At 65.6% G+C, this 13,369-nt stretch carries 13 protein-coding genes; 7 read left to right on the forward strand and 6 right to left on the reverse strand.

Features of this window, described 5'->3' with window-relative positions; all coding sequences use genetic code 11:
• Positions 1-52: 52 nt before the first annotated feature.
• The 3 genes from ACU18_RS18625 to ACU18_RS18635 form a co-directional block, all read right to left on the reverse strand.
• The gene (locus tag ACU18_RS18625; protein ID WP_050687971.1) at positions 53-526 is read right to left on the reverse strand and encodes a GNAT family N-acetyltransferase; all 474 of its coding nucleotides are present in this window, start codon (positions 524-526) and stop codon (positions 53-55) included.
• A gap of 62 nt (positions 527-588) precedes the next feature.
• Positions 589-1,917: an LLM class flavin-dependent oxidoreductase gene (locus ACU18_RS18630; protein WP_050687972.1), complete on the reverse strand. Its 1,329-nt coding sequence runs from the start codon at positions 1,915-1,917 to the stop codon at positions 589-591.
• Between the two features lie 49 nt (positions 1,918-1,966).
• Positions 1,967-2,848 (reverse strand): MetQ/NlpA family ABC transporter substrate-binding protein, encoded by an 882-nt coding sequence (locus ACU18_RS18635; RefSeq protein WP_050687973.1) that lies wholly within the window; start codon positions 2,846-2,848, stop codon positions 1,967-1,969.
• A gap of 244 nt (positions 2,849-3,092) precedes the next feature.
• Between ACU18_RS18635 and ACU18_RS18640 the strand changes: the two genes are divergently transcribed.
• The 5 genes from ACU18_RS18640 to ACU18_RS18655 all read left to right on the forward strand — a co-directional run bounded on the left by ACU18_RS18640 (position 3,093) and on the right by ACU18_RS18655 (position 6,893).
• Positions 3,093-4,178: a methionine ABC transporter ATP-binding protein gene (locus ACU18_RS18640; RefSeq protein ID WP_050687974.1), complete on the forward strand. Its 1,086-nt coding sequence runs from the start codon at positions 3,093-3,095 to the stop codon at positions 4,176-4,178.
• Entirely contained in the window at positions 4,175-4,834 is a 660-nt protein-coding gene (locus tag ACU18_RS18645; protein ID WP_050687975.1) for a methionine ABC transporter permease, read from the forward strand. Before ACU18_RS18640 ends, ACU18_RS18645 begins: the two co-directional genes overlap by 4 nt.
• 31 nt (positions 4,835-4,865) lie before the next feature.
• Positions 4,866-6,023: an LLM class flavin-dependent oxidoreductase gene (locus tag ACU18_RS18650; protein WP_050687976.1), complete on the forward strand. Its 1,158-nt coding sequence runs from the start codon at positions 4,866-4,868 to the stop codon at positions 6,021-6,023.
• Positions 6,020-6,157, forward strand: coding sequence for a hypothetical protein (locus ACU18_RS19795; RefSeq protein ID WP_157407851.1), 138 nt, complete (start codon positions 6,020-6,022; stop codon positions 6,155-6,157). The genes ACU18_RS18650 and ACU18_RS19795 overlap by 4 nt, the downstream gene beginning before the upstream one ends.
• Before the next feature lie 400 nt (positions 6,158-6,557).
• The gene (locus tag ACU18_RS18655) at positions 6,558-6,893 is read left to right on the forward strand and encodes a DUF3846 domain-containing protein (protein WP_442853727.1); all 336 of its coding nucleotides are present in this window, start codon (positions 6,558-6,560) and stop codon (positions 6,891-6,893) included.
• Between the two features lie 16 nt (positions 6,894-6,909).
• Here the strand turns inward: ACU18_RS18655 and ACU18_RS18660 are convergent, their stop codons facing one another.
• Positions 6,910-7,611 (reverse strand): SCO1664 family protein, encoded by a 702-nt coding sequence (locus ACU18_RS18660; RefSeq protein ID WP_050687978.1) that lies wholly within the window; start codon positions 7,609-7,611, stop codon positions 6,910-6,912.
• 28 nt (positions 7,612-7,639) lie between these two features.
• Positions 7,640-8,347, reverse strand: a complete 708-nt coding sequence (locus tag ACU18_RS18665; protein WP_082178413.1) for a histidine phosphatase family protein — start codon at positions 8,345-8,347, stop codon at positions 7,640-7,642.
• 101 nt (positions 8,348-8,448) lie between these two features.
• Here ACU18_RS18665 and ACU18_RS18670 point away from each other — a divergent pair, with 101 nt between their 5' ends.
• Positions 8,449-9,837, forward strand: a complete 1,389-nt coding sequence (locus tag ACU18_RS18670; RefSeq protein WP_050687979.1) for a sigma 54-interacting transcriptional regulator — start codon at positions 8,449-8,451, stop codon at positions 9,835-9,837.
• 15 nt (positions 9,838-9,852) lie between these two features.
• Positions 9,853-11,856, forward strand: a complete 2,004-nt coding sequence (locus ACU18_RS18675; protein ID WP_050687980.1) for a vWA domain-containing protein — start codon at positions 9,853-9,855, stop codon at positions 11,854-11,856.
• 4 nt (positions 11,857-11,860) lie between these two features.
• On the opposite strand, the gene ACU18_RS18680 is transcribed toward ACU18_RS18675, so the two are convergent.
• Positions 11,861-13,267, reverse strand: coding sequence for an MFS transporter (locus ACU18_RS18680; protein WP_050687981.1), 1,407 nt, complete (start codon positions 13,265-13,267; stop codon positions 11,861-11,863).
• Positions 13,268-13,369 lie beyond the last annotated feature (102 nt).

The raw sequence follows: 13,369 nt of genomic DNA on the forward strand, positions 1-13,369 counted from the left end.
CTCATAACGACATCTACTGCCAGCTACTTGGGGGCTCCGCCGGTGTTTGGACTCAGAGCTGCAGCTCCATAAAGACGCTGTTGGGATCCGGCCGGTAGTCCGCGAACGGCGGGCAATCGGTGAAGCCGTGCCGCGCATACAGCCGCCGGGCTGGAGCGAAGTAGTCCTCGGTGCCGGTTTCCAGGTACACCCGCTCCAGGCTGTTGGCCCGGGCGTCGGCCAGGATGTGCAGGAGCACGAGGGTGGCGACGCCGCGCCCCCGCGCCTGCGCCGAAGTGCGCATGGACTTTAGCTCGGCAGATGCTGCCTGGCCAGGCACCGGTTTGAGGACCTTGAGGGCTCCGCACCCCAGCAAGGCGCCGCCCTCCCGTGCCGTCCAGAAACTGATGTCCGGTCCGGCCAGGGCTGCCGGGTCCAGGGCATGGACGCTTTCGGCCGGTGAGGTGGCAAACATGTCTGCAAGGTGCTCGCTCAGGAGCAGGTGGACATCGTCGCGGTGGGGGCTGTCCCGGTCTATAAGAATCATCAGTTCCAAATTTACCGGGCGCAGCGGCGGCGCGGCACGCGCCGCCGGAGAACGTCCTGCCCCTAAACCAGCCCCAGATGCGACTTCAGCGTTGTCCCCGTGTACTCCGTCCGGGCCAGTCCACGCTCCTGGAGCAGCGGGACCACTCCGGCCGTGAACCTGTCCAGATCGCCCGGCAGCAGCGAAAACATCAGGTTAAAACCGTCGGCCGCGCCGGCCGAGTGCCAGCGTTCCAGAGAACGGGCCACCTTGTCCGCGGAACCGACGAAATCGTCGTTGCGTTTGTCCCCGGTGAGGATCGAATAGAGGTCCTTCAGGGTCACCTCGTGTTCGCGGCCGCGGATCTGCTCCCGGGAGGAACGGAAGTCGCTCCGGGGCGATGGGAGTGCCGCGATGCCGGCTTGTTCCACGGTGGCAGTCTCGCCCAGCTTCGAGAAATCGATCGACGCGCCGAAGTACTCCTGCAGGAACTCCAGGACCTGGTCCTCGCCGATCAGCCGGTCAAGTTCACGGACCTGGTCCCAGGCTTCCGCATCAGTTTCCGCCACCACCGGGGAAATGGCCTGGTAGATAAACACCTCGTCGGGATTCCGGCCAAAGGCCGCCGCCTGCTTCCGTACTGACTCCCGGAATGCCACGGCCTCGGGAATGCCCCGGTGGCTGGCGAAAATGGCGTTGGCATAGCGGGCACCCAGCCGCTGGCCGGGCACCGAGGAGCCGGCCTGCGCCAGCAGCGGCGAATGCTGAGCGGACGGAGCGATGTTCAGCGGCCCCGCCACCTGGAAGAACTCGCCGCGGTGGTCCAAACGGTGAAGTTTGGTAGCGTCGAAGAACCGGCCGGAGGCCTGGTCATGCAGGAAAGCGTCTGGGTCCCAGGAGTTCCACAGCCCCCGGACGACCTCCACGAACTCCTCCGCCCGCCGGTACCGGAACGAATGGTCCAGGTGCTCAGGGGCGCTGAAGTTGGCGGCTGTGCTGTTGGTCAAGTCCCGGGTGGTCACAATGTTCCAGCCCATCCGCCCGCCGCTGATGTGGTCTGCCGTCAACGCAGCCCGGGCAAAGTTGAAGGGTTCGTCATAGGACGTGGACGAGGTGGCGATGAGTCCGATCCGGCTGGTCACCGCGCCCAGGGCAGTCACCAGCCCCACCGGATCAAACCTGTTCAGGATGCCCGGGTTGGATGTTTCGTCGATGGCCAGGGAATCGCCCAGGAAAACGGCATCGAACTTGGCCGCCTCCGCCGCTCGCACCAGTTCCACCTGATGGGCGAAGTCGATGCTGGCGCCGGGCAAGGCGCCGGGATGCCGCCAGGAAGCCAGGTGGATCCCCGTCCCCACCAGGTAGGCGAAAAAGTGGATCTGGCTGCGTTCACTGCGGAGTGTGCTGGTCACTGCTGGTCCCTCGTCCGGCCGGGGCGCGGGTTCCGCACCCCGGCATCAACTACTTGGTGCTCTTGACGATTTCTTCTTCTGCGGTCAGGACTTCCTGGAGCTTCTCTGCGGTCCAGTCGCCCTTGAATGCCAGGTTCCCGTCGTTGAGCTTGGTCACTGCAGCCTCAACTTCGGGCGTGTGGTAAGCGTCAACGATGGTCTTCCAGCGGGGGTCATCCTTCTTGTCCGCCTTCACCACAAAACCATTGATGTAGGGGGCGAGGGTGTCGGAGGACAGGTCTTCCTTAAAGATGATCTTCTCGTCGCCCAGTCCGCCCTTCTGCGCCTGGGTGTTGTTCACCACGGCAGCATCTGTGGAGCCCTTGAGCGCCGCCACGGTCTGGTTGGAGTCCACCGGGGTGACCTTGATCTTGCTGGAGGTGATTTCCGCCGGTGTGGAGAGCGAATTGCCGCCGTCCTTGAGTTCCAGCAGGCCAGCGGTCTGGAGGTTGAGCAGCGCCCGGGCCTGGTTGGTGGGGTTGTTGGGGATGGCCACCGATGCGTCGGCAGGCAGTTCCTCAACGGACTTGTACTTCTCGGAGTACAACGCCAGCGGGTAGACGGCTGTGGCGCCCACGGGCACCAGGGTGCCGTTGCTGTTGACGTTGAACTGTGACAGGTACTTCAGGTGCTGGAACAGGTTGATGTCCACCTGGCCCTGCTGCGTGGCGGTATTGATCTGCGCACCGTCCGTGAAGTTCTTGATCTCCAGATCGATGCCCTCCGCCTTGAGCTTGTCCTTGAGGATGGTCCAGTGCTCCTCGGCGCCGTCGTCAACGCCGATGACCACCTTGCTGGCGTCCGGGCCCGAGCTGGCTGCGGGTGCGGCGCAGGCCGGAAGGGACAGGGCAGCGGCAATGCCGACGACGGCAACTAACAGACGGTTCTTCATGGCTTGTCTCCGAATACGCGTGGTTCAAATGGGCCAGGAGGGCCCGGGCGATCGCCCAACCACAGGCTAGGCAGCCACGCCCGGCGGCTCCTATCCGGCCGCAACACTCCTACTTGCGGGTTAACGGCGGGCCATGCGGCGTCACCCGCTGTCATCCCGATGGAGTCGCCGGGTACCCCGCTGGTCCAATGGCTGGGAAGCAAGGCCCGCCCGGTGCGGGCAGCAACCAGCCAGGAAGGCGTCCATGAGCACGATCGTTTCGTTGCAACACGTAGCAAAGGAGTTCCCCGGCCAAGGCCGCGGGGGCGCAGCCGCTGTGCGCGCCGTCGATGACGTAAGTCTCGACGTCGAAAAGGGAACCGTGGTGGGCATTGTTGGCTACTCGGGTGCAGGCAAGTCCACCCTGGTCCGCCTGATCAACGGGCTGGAACGGCCCAGTTCCGGCAGCGTGCTGGTGAAGGGCCAGGATATTGCCGGGCTCCCGGAACGCGAGCTGCGGGCAGTCCGCGCCGGTATTGGGATGATCTTCCAGCAGTTCAACCTGCTCAAGTCCCGCACCGTGTACGGAAACGTGGCCTACCCGCTGAAGGTGGCCGGCTGGCCTAAGGAAAAAATCAGGCCGCGGGTCCAGGAACTCCTGGAGTTTGTTGGCATCGCGGACAAAGCCGAGCGGTACCCCCGCCGGTTGTCCGGCGGGCAGCAGCAACGCGTGGGCATTGCCCGGGCACTGGCCAACAACCCGGATATCCTTTTGGCCGACGAGGCCACCAGCGCGCTGGATCCCGAAACCACCCGCGAGGTGCTGCAGTTGCTGCGCCGCGTCAACAGCGAGCTTGGCACCACCATCGTGGTGATTACCCACGAGATGCATGTGGTCCGGGAGATCTGCGACACCGTGGTGATGATGGAGGCCGGGCGGGTGGTGGAAACCGGTCCCACCTACTCGGTTTTCGTTGATCCGCAAGGCGAGTCAACGCGACGCTTTGTCTCCACCGCCGTCCACGGAAAGCCCGGCCCGGAGACCCTGGGCCGACTGGCAGAGGCCCACCCGGGCCGGCTGGTTTCCGTTGGCATCTCCGAGGCGGCCAGTACCCCCGTTGTGGCGGAAGTGTTTTCGCGCCACGGGGTGGCTGCCGCGGTGGTCTTTGGCGGCGTGACCGAGATCCAGCACCGGATCCTGGGGACCTTGACTTACGAACTGACGGGCTCCGGCGCTGCCGTGGACGCAGCTTTGGCTGAACTCGCCACGCTGACGCCGGTGGAAGAACAAACCGCAGTCCCGGTCACCGTAGCCGCAGGCGCCATCCGCACCGTAGGAGAAGACTCATGACCGACTGGATCACCCTGCTGCCCGTTCTGGGCGAATCCTTCCAGCAGACCATTTACATGGTGGCGGTGACCGTCCTGCTCAGCGGTGCTGCAGGCCTGGTCATGGGCGTGACCCTGTATGCCACCCGGCCCGGCAACCTGTTCGCCAACCCCGCCGTCTTCACCGTCCTGAACTTCGTGGTCAACATCATCCGGCCCATCCCGTTCATCATCTTCATCACGGCCATCGCGCCGTTGACACTCATCGTGATGGGAACCACTATCGGCACCACGGCCGCCATTCTACCCATGGCACTTATGGCGGGCGTGGTCATTGGGCGGGTAGTGGAGCAGAACCTGGTGGCCTCCGATCCCGGTGTGGTTGAGGCAGCCCGCGCCATGGGCGAAAGCCGGATCCGCATTTTGTGGGCCGTGGTGATCCCGGAGTCCCTGGCGCCGCTGATCCTTGGCTACACCTTTATGCTGATCGCCATCGTGGACATGTCCGCGATGGCCGGCTACATCGGCGGCGGCGGGCTGGGCAACTTCGCCATCATGTACGGCTACCAGCAATTCAACTGGGAAGTCACCCTGGTCACGGTGGTGATCATCATCGTGATGGTCCAGGCCCTCCAGCTGGCCGGCAACTGGCTGGCCCAGCGGATCCTCAAACGCTGATGCCATCCACCAACCATCGAAGGAGCTGACCATGCCCATCGAATTCCTCGGCATGGGCGCCGGAAACGACGCCACGGAAACCACTGCCGCTTCAACAGTCCAGTTCGATCCCGCCTACGCGGCCAACATCGCCCGGATCCATGAGGAGCACAACTGGGATCACGTGTTGTTCGCCTACAACTCCGCCACCCAGGACCCGGCGATCCATGCCGCCTGGGTGGCAGCCAACACCGAACGGATCCAGCTGCGGCTGGCGCACCGTCCCAACGTCTCCCACCCCACGTTTGCCGCCCGGTCCTTCCTGACCCTGGACCACGTGGCCCGCGGCCGGCTTACGGTGCACTTCATCACCGGCGGCAGCCAGGCCGACCAGGCGAAGGAGGGCGACTACCTGGCCAAGGACCACCGGTACCGGCGGACCCAGGAGTACATGCAGATAGTCCGCCGGGCCTGGGCGGGCGGCGAGCCTTTCGACTGGGACGGCGAGTTTTACCAGTTCAAGGACTTCGGTTCGGACATCCACCCGTTCGCTGGCCGGCGGCCCGGGATCTCCTTCGGCGGATCCTCCGAAGCAGCCTGGGCCGTGGGCGCCCGGGAAGCTGATATCTACGCCTTTTTCGGTGAACCCCTGGCTGATGCCGCCGAACAGCAACGTAGGATTCTCCAGAATGCCGAAGCGGCCGGGCGGATCGAGCCGCTGCGCTGGCAGATCGCCTTCCGCCCCATCGTTGCCGCCACAGACGAACTGGCCTGGGAAAAGGCCCACGCCATTTTGGCCCGGCTGGAATCCAGGCGTGCCAACGGCGAGGTGATCGACCGGGTCCGGGACTACCGCAGTAAACCCGAAGCAGCCGGCACGCAGCGGCTGCTGGCCGCGGCGGAACGCGCGGACCACCACGACCGCGCACTCTGGACCGCGCTCGCAAAGGCTGCCGGCGGCGGGGGCGGCAGTGCCACCGCACTGGTGGGCAGTTACGACACCGTCACGCAGGCCTTCCTGGACTACAACGAGCTGGGCTTTGAGATCTTCGGGCTCCGCGGCTACGACTTCGTGCCGGACGCCGTGGAGTTCGGCACCCACGTCATCCCGCAGCTCAAGGCTGAGGTGGCCCGCCGGGAAGCCGGGGCGACGCCGGCCGAACTCCAGGCCCGCCATGCGGCTGCACGAGAAAGGTTGGTTGCGCCATGATGCTGCTTGCTGTGGTTGCCATCTTCCTGGCGCTCTTGGCCGCGGGTGGGGTGTGGGCTGCGGCGGCGCTGGTCCAGGACGAAACCAGGGACGGTGACCGCCAGGTGCCGACGGGGTTCAGCCTCTACCTTTAGCATTCCCGGCATCCTTCAGGGATGGCCGCCGGACGTCACCGTGGGACGTGGGACGCAAGCTGAAGCCGCGGATGTTTTTCCTGGGCTCATCGATAAGCAAGAATTTAATTCCCTGAAAGCAAACTTTCACTGCCCGACAATTTTCTAAATTCCGTAGACGACTGCGCTTTTATGCGTGACTGGCAATAAAAATATAAGTGTGTATGGTATTGGGGACAAGCACCACAGAGAAAGATGTGATTCCAGTGTCGGGTAAATCGCCTAGAAGCAGCAATGTCAAAAAAGCGGGAAAATCCATCCTCGAAAAAAGGGCCGATAAAAGGGCCAAAACCGAGGGCAGTGAAATCAGTCTCGTAAAACCGCGTAAGAACCAGCGCTAGCGGGCCCAGCCATGAAAAGCATGTGCAACGCACTGATTATCCCGGCTCAACTCACACAGCCGGTACGCCTTGAATCCGTCGATACGGACATGCCGGCACTTCAGCGGTTGATGTCGGGAAACATCGAAGCAATCAGTACCCGTGATTGGCATGCCTACGTCAGCGACGAAGGCAACCGCCTGCCGCAGAACATCCGGGCCGAAGTGCTGGCCCGGGAAGCCGGTGTTCATCTCGAAGAGGTCCTGAACGGCACAGCGGTTTTCCTGGGTCACTGCAGCCGCGGGCAGGAAGTGGACGCGCCCCTGCGACTCATCCGACTGGCGGAAGCCCTGTTCGATCAGGCGCTGGCAGCCTGAACGCTTGCGCCTCCCGCTACACCAGCGGCCAAGGGTAGCGGGAGCCCGTCAGGTCCACCGGCAGTGTCCCGTCCTGCAGGATCCGGCGGGCCCGCCGCTTCAGGGCCGCGTTTTCATCGTCGTCGAGCAGCCCGGCCAACTCTTCAGGAACGGCCTCGGCGAGGGGTGCGATGTCTGCCAGTAGCCCGTCCGGAATTGCTTCGCCGGCAAAGTCCCAAATGACCGTGCGCAGCTTAAAGGCAGCGGAAAAGCACAATCCGTGGTCGATGCCCCAGATCCGGCCGTCGCCGCCGCGGAGGACGTGCCCGCTTTTGCGGTCCGTGTTATTGGAAATGAAGTCAAACAAAGCCATCCGGGCCAGTTCCGGGTGGGTGGACGGGTCCTCCGCCGCCAACGTGAAATAGTGCTGCCGGAAATCGCAGTCGATAAACCACTGCAGGGACCCCACACCAAGCGGTGCGTCCTCCCGGATGACCGTGGGCGGCACCATGCCCCAGCCCAAAGCCTCACTGAGCAGGTACGCCCCCCGTTCCCGCTTGTACAGCCCTGGATCGAAGTCGGACAGCGGCTGTTCGCCGGCCTCAGGTTTATAGACCGCCTGTGCTACATCGTCCCCTTGAGTGAGGCGGACCAGGAACGTGGCGTTGCTGCTGCGCGCGAACTGGCCCACCAGCTCCACTTCGCCGGAGGTCAGCAGCGCCAGGTCCCGGTCTGTCACGGCGTACCCTTGGCGGCGGAAAACCCTGTCACTGCGGCCTCAAACCGCTCAACGGTTCCGAGTAGGAATTCACCATCAGCACCGACGCTGCCCGGCCGTCCACAAACGACACGGCGGACACTGAACCCGGGCTGATCATGATCCGCTGGAACAGGTCCAGGGGGGTCCCAACAGCGTGGGCCACGGCCGCCTTGATGGTGTCGGCGTGGGAAAAGCAAACAATTACACCCCCAGGGTGCGCCGCCACCAGTTCCTCCAGGGCACCCACCATGCGGTCCTGCATCTCCGGAAAGCTTTCGCCGTTGGGGAAGCGGAACGTGGACGGGCTGGACTGCACCGTCCGCCACTCCGGCAAGGCAGCCAGGCGGGAAATCTCGGCACCCGTCCAGTCGCCGAAGTCGCACTCCAGCAGCCCGTCGGCCGGCTGGATTTGCAGGCCGTTGGCGGTCGCCGTCGGCCCTGCCGTTTCCTGGGCGCGCTCCAACGGCGAGGAATACACGGCGGTGACCGGAAGCCCCTCGAGGCGTTCGGCCACCCGTTCCGCCTGGGCCCGGCCACGCTCCGAAAGATGCAGGTTCGGGGCCCGGCCCGGCAGCACCTGGCCGGTGGTGGGCGTTTCGCCGTGGCGGACCAGGAGCACAAGCGTCACCACAGGCTTGGCGGCGGGAGCGGCGGGAGCGGTTGAAGCGGTGGACGGGGCGGATTCCGGCGGGGCCGGCTGGGCTGCAGCAGTCATCAAGGATCAGCGTAGTACTGCCGGCGGACCAAAACTTGTCCCGCGTGCACAAATGTTTCGGATCACCCCATCGGCCCAGCGAACAGGTCTACGGTGGAGAAGTGACTGAACGCCCTGAGATCTTCACTGTTGGTGAACTGCGTGCCTCCGGCCATGTTCACAAGGACCTGCGGACAGAACTCCGCGACAACCTCCTCTCCGCCCTGGCGGCGGGCCGCGACCCGTGGCCCGGCATGTTCGGCTTCAGCCGGACCGTTATCCCCCAACTGGAGCGCGCCCTGATCGCCGGGCATGACCTGGTGCTGCTGGGCGAACGTGGCCAGGGCAAGACCCGGCTCCTGCGCACCCTGGCCGGGCTGCTGGACGAATGGTCCCCGGTGATCGAGGACTCGGAGCTGAACGAGCACCCCTACGAACCCATCACCGGGCCCTCGCGCGCCCGCGCCCTCACCGAAGGGGACCGGTTGCGGGTAGCCTGGCGGCACCGTTCGGAACGCTACGTGGAGAAACTCGCGACGCCGGACACCTCCGTGGCGGACCTGATCGGCGACGTCGACCCCATGCGGGTGGCCGAGGGCCGCCGGCTGGGGGACCCGGAAACCATCCACTACGGCCTGATCCCGCGTTCCAACCGCGGCATTGTGGCCATCAACGAACTCCCTGACCTCGCCGAACGCATCCAGGTCTCCATGCTGAACGTGATGGAGGAGCGGGACATCCAGATCCGCGGCTACGTCCTGCGCCTGCCGCTGGACGTCCTGGTGGTGGCTTCCGCCAACCCCGAGGACTACACCAACCGCGGCCGCATCATCACCCCGCTCAAGGACCGGTTCGGCGCCGAAATCCGCACGCACTACCCCCTTGAGCTTGAAGATGAGGTGGCCGTGATCGAGCAGGAGGGCCACCTGGTGGCCAGCGTGCCGCCCGTGATCCTGGAGATCCTGGCCCGCTACACCCGAGCCCTGCGCGAGTCCCCGGCCATCAACCAGAGCTCCGGCGTTTCCGCGCGGTTCGCCATCGCCGGGGCCGAAACCGTTGCGGCGGCCGCGCTGCGGCGGGCCAGCGTCCGCGGCGAGGATCAGGCCGTGGCCCGGATCATCGACCTGGACGCCGCTGTGGAAGTGCTCACCGGAAAGATCGAGTTTGAATCCGGCGAGGAAGGCCGCGAGCAGGACATCCTGGACCACCTCCTGCGCACCGCTACCGCGGAAGCAGTCCGGGAACACTTCCAGGGCCTGGACCTGGCGCCACTGGTCGCTGCCCTGGACGGGCACTCCACTGTAACCACCGGCGAGCTGGTGACCGCCAAGGAATTCCTGGCGAACCTGCCCTCGCTCAACGGATCAGGCCTCTACGACGAAATCGGGAAGCGCCTCGGCGCCGAAAACGACGGCCAGCGGGCTGCCGCCGTCGAACTGGCCCTCGAGGGCCTCTACCTTGGCCGCCGGATCTCCAAGGAGTCCGACGACGAAGCCACCATCTACGGCTAAGGACAGGCACGCGCCATGAGCCTTCATCCACGCTCCCGCTATGGCCGCTACCGCGGCGGGCCGGACCCGCTGGCGCCGCCCGTTGACCTGACGGAGGCGCTGGATGCCGTGGCCGAGGACGTGATGGCGGGCTACTCGCCGCGGCGTGCCCTGCAGGAGTACCTGCGCCGCGGCGGCCTGGACCAGGAAGGCCTGGACGAGCTCGCCGGCCGGATCCAGCAGCGCCGCCAGGACCTGCTGGGCAAGCACAACCTCAACGGCACGCTCAATGAAGTGAAAAAACTCCTGGACACGGCCGTACTGGAGGAACGCAAGCAGCTGGCCCGCGACGCCATGATGAACAACACGGACCGGGCCTTCCGCGAGATGCAGATCCAAAACCTGCCCCAATCCACCGCGGCGGCGGTCAACGAGCTTGCCTCCTACGACTGGCAGTCCAGCACGGCCCGCGAGGCGTACGAAAAGATCAAGGACCTGCTGGGCCGCGAGGTCCTGGACCAGCGCTTCGCCGGGATGAAGCAGGCACTGGAAGGGGCGACGGACCAGGACCGGGCAGCCATCAGCGCCATGCTGGCCGACCTCAACGAACTCCTGGACAAGCACCGCCGGCAGGTGGACACCGCAGCGGACTTCGCCGAGTTTATGGCCAAGCACGGCGAACACTTCCCAGAGAATCCCCGGAACGTCGAGGAACTGGTGGATGCGCTGGCCAAGCGCGCGGCGGCAGCCCAGCGATTGATGCAGTCCATGACCCCGGAGCAGCGCGCCGAGCTGATGCAGCTCTCCGCCCAGGCCTTCGGCTCCCAGGACCTGATGGCCCAGCTGGGCCAGCTGGACGAGACCCTGCAGGCCCTGCGGCCGGGGGAGGACTGGAACGGATCAGAGCGGTTCGAAGGCCAGGAAGGAATGGGCCTGGGGGACGGCACGGGCGTGCTCCAGGACCTTGCCGAGCTGGACCAGTTGGCGGACCAGCTGGGCCAGGACTTCGACAGCTCCCACATGGACGACGTGGACCTGGACGCCCTGGCCCGCCAGTTGGGGGAAGACGCGGCGGTCAGCGCACGCACGCTGGCGGCGATTGAAAAGGCAATGCACGACGGCGGCTACCTCACCAAGGGTGCGGACGGCGACTTCCGGCTCTCGCCCCAGGCGATGCGGCGGCTGGGCAGGTCGTTGCTGCGTGATGCCGCCAAGCAGCTGTCCGGGCGCCAAGGCAGGCGGGAGACGCGGGAGGCCGGTGCCGCTGGCGACCAGACCGGATCCAGCCGGCCGTGGGAGTTTGGCGACAACGCGCCATGGGACGTCACCCGAACCATCACCAACGCGATCCGCCGGACCATCGCCGACGGCGGCGACCCGGGCCGGGGCGTCCGGCTGGCTGTGGACGACATCGAGGTGACGGAAACCGAGGAACGCACGCAGGCCGCCGTCGTCCTCCTGGTGGATGTGTCCTTCTCGATGGCCGCCGAGGGGCGGTGGGTGCCCATGAAACGCACGGCGCTGGCCCTGCACCACCTGGTGTCCACAAGGTTCCGGGGCGACAAACTGCAGCTGATCACGTTTGGCCGGTACGCCCAGACCATGGACATCGGCGGGCTGACATCGCTGCCGGCCTTCCGCGAGCAGGGCACCAACCTGCACCACGGGCTGCTGCTGGCCAGCCGGTTCTTCCGGAAACACCCGGCCATGCAGCCGGTGCTGCTGGTGGTCACGGACGGCGAACCGACGGCCCACCTGCTGCCCGACGGCGAATCCATGTTTTCCTGGCCGCCGCACCCCTCGACCATCCGCGCCACCGTGGATGAGCTGGACCGGGTGGGACGTGCCGGCGCGCAGGCCACCTTCTTCCGGCTGGGCGACGACCCGGGCCTGGAACGCTTTATCCAACGGATGGCCCGCCGGGTTGACGGTAGGGTGGTGGCACCCGAAGCCGGCGAGCTCGGCGCTGCGGTGGTGGGCGAATACCTCCGCGCGCACTTCCGCGGCCGGGCCTACGGCGACTCCGATTGGGCGTTCTAGGCGCCTATTGCCCTGCCTCCACGGGCCCCCGGCGGTACGTTTCCGAGACCCTGCGGTACACCGGGGTGAGGAACGCCAGCGCCGCGGCGGCCATCAGGATGATCCCGGCCACCAGGAACACCAGGGCGATGCCGCGGGACACACCCTCGCCCAGCAGCGGCGCCAGCTGCGCCGCACCCTCCGCGGACCTGGCGTACGGGATGATCCACAACTCCGCCACGGGGGCGATGAGGAATGCGGTGATGGGTGCCGCCGCGGATTCGAAGGCCATGGCGAAGCCAAACACCCGGCCCTGCCGGGGCATTGGGACCACCTGCTGGATGATCGTCTGTTCTGCTGCCTCCGCGAACGGCACCATCACCATGTAGAGCCAGATCCCCGCGATGTACAGCCATGGCCATTCCCGCAAGGTGAACAACGCACCAAAGAGGCCGATCAGGATCACCGCGAACAGCAGGGTCCGCAGCGGGTTGGAGCCCAGGCCGAACTTGCCCACGAGTGCCCCGCCCACAACAAATCCGGTGGCGCCAAGCGCAAAGAAGGCGCCCCACAGCTCAACCGGGAACATCTCCAAGCCGTAAGGATCCATCAGGGCCATGTACACGCCGCCGATGAGGTTGTTGAAGGTGGAGAACAGGATCAGTGCGAACAGGCCGGCAATGGCCAGAACGGCGGCCATGGATCCGCGCAGGTCGAATCCACCTTGGGCATCCGTGGCTGCCGGCTGGGTTTCCTCGGGCATCCGCACGGTGAGCAGGTGGCCGTATGCCACGGCTGTCAGGACCAGGGCCGCGGCGATGGTCCAGCCCATGCCCAGCAGGCCCACCGACAGGCCGGAGATGACCGACGTGGCGATGAACGCCAGGCCCTGCACCATGCCCACCAGTCCGTTGGCGTTGGCCCGCCGGTCAGGATCGATCAGGATGGTGACGGTGGTGGACAGGGCGATGTTGCGCAGGTTTTCCACCACCGCCCCCACCAGGATGATCACGGCAAAGATCCAGAACCACGGCTGGGCCAGGTCCAGCAGGTCGGTCTCCGGCGTCAGCAGGAACATGATTCCGGCGACGACGAACATCACCAGGGTGAAGCCACCGGCAAAGCGCATCACCGCCAGCTTGCGGTACCGGTCCACGAAAGTGCCGAAGCTGATGCTGGAGAGCGCGATCAGCAGCATGTACGCCCCGCCGATAACCCCGGTGGCAATCACATTTCGCGTCTCCAGATAGACCCAGAACGTCAGGGCGAACCAGAGGTAGCTGGTGGTGATGTTTGCCAAGGCAGTGTTGACCAGGATCCCGGTAAACGTGCGGGACCGCTCTGCCGGGGTTCGCAGGTGACTGGTGTTGGCTGGGGCATCGGCGAGCCCCGGACCCGCAGCCACCAGGGGATCCGGTTTGTGCTCGGTCATGGGCTCCAGTTTACGGACAACAGGCCCCCGTGGACATGGGAAATGCCTGCGTAATTTGGCTTGTGGGACAGGTCAGGGTGCGGTGGGTTGGCCGTTGATGAG

The sequence above is a fragment of the Arthrobacter sp. ZBG10 genome, from assembly GCF_001238605.1.
Taxonomy (GTDB): domain Bacteria; phylum Actinomycetota; class Actinomycetes; order Actinomycetales; family Micrococcaceae; genus Arthrobacter.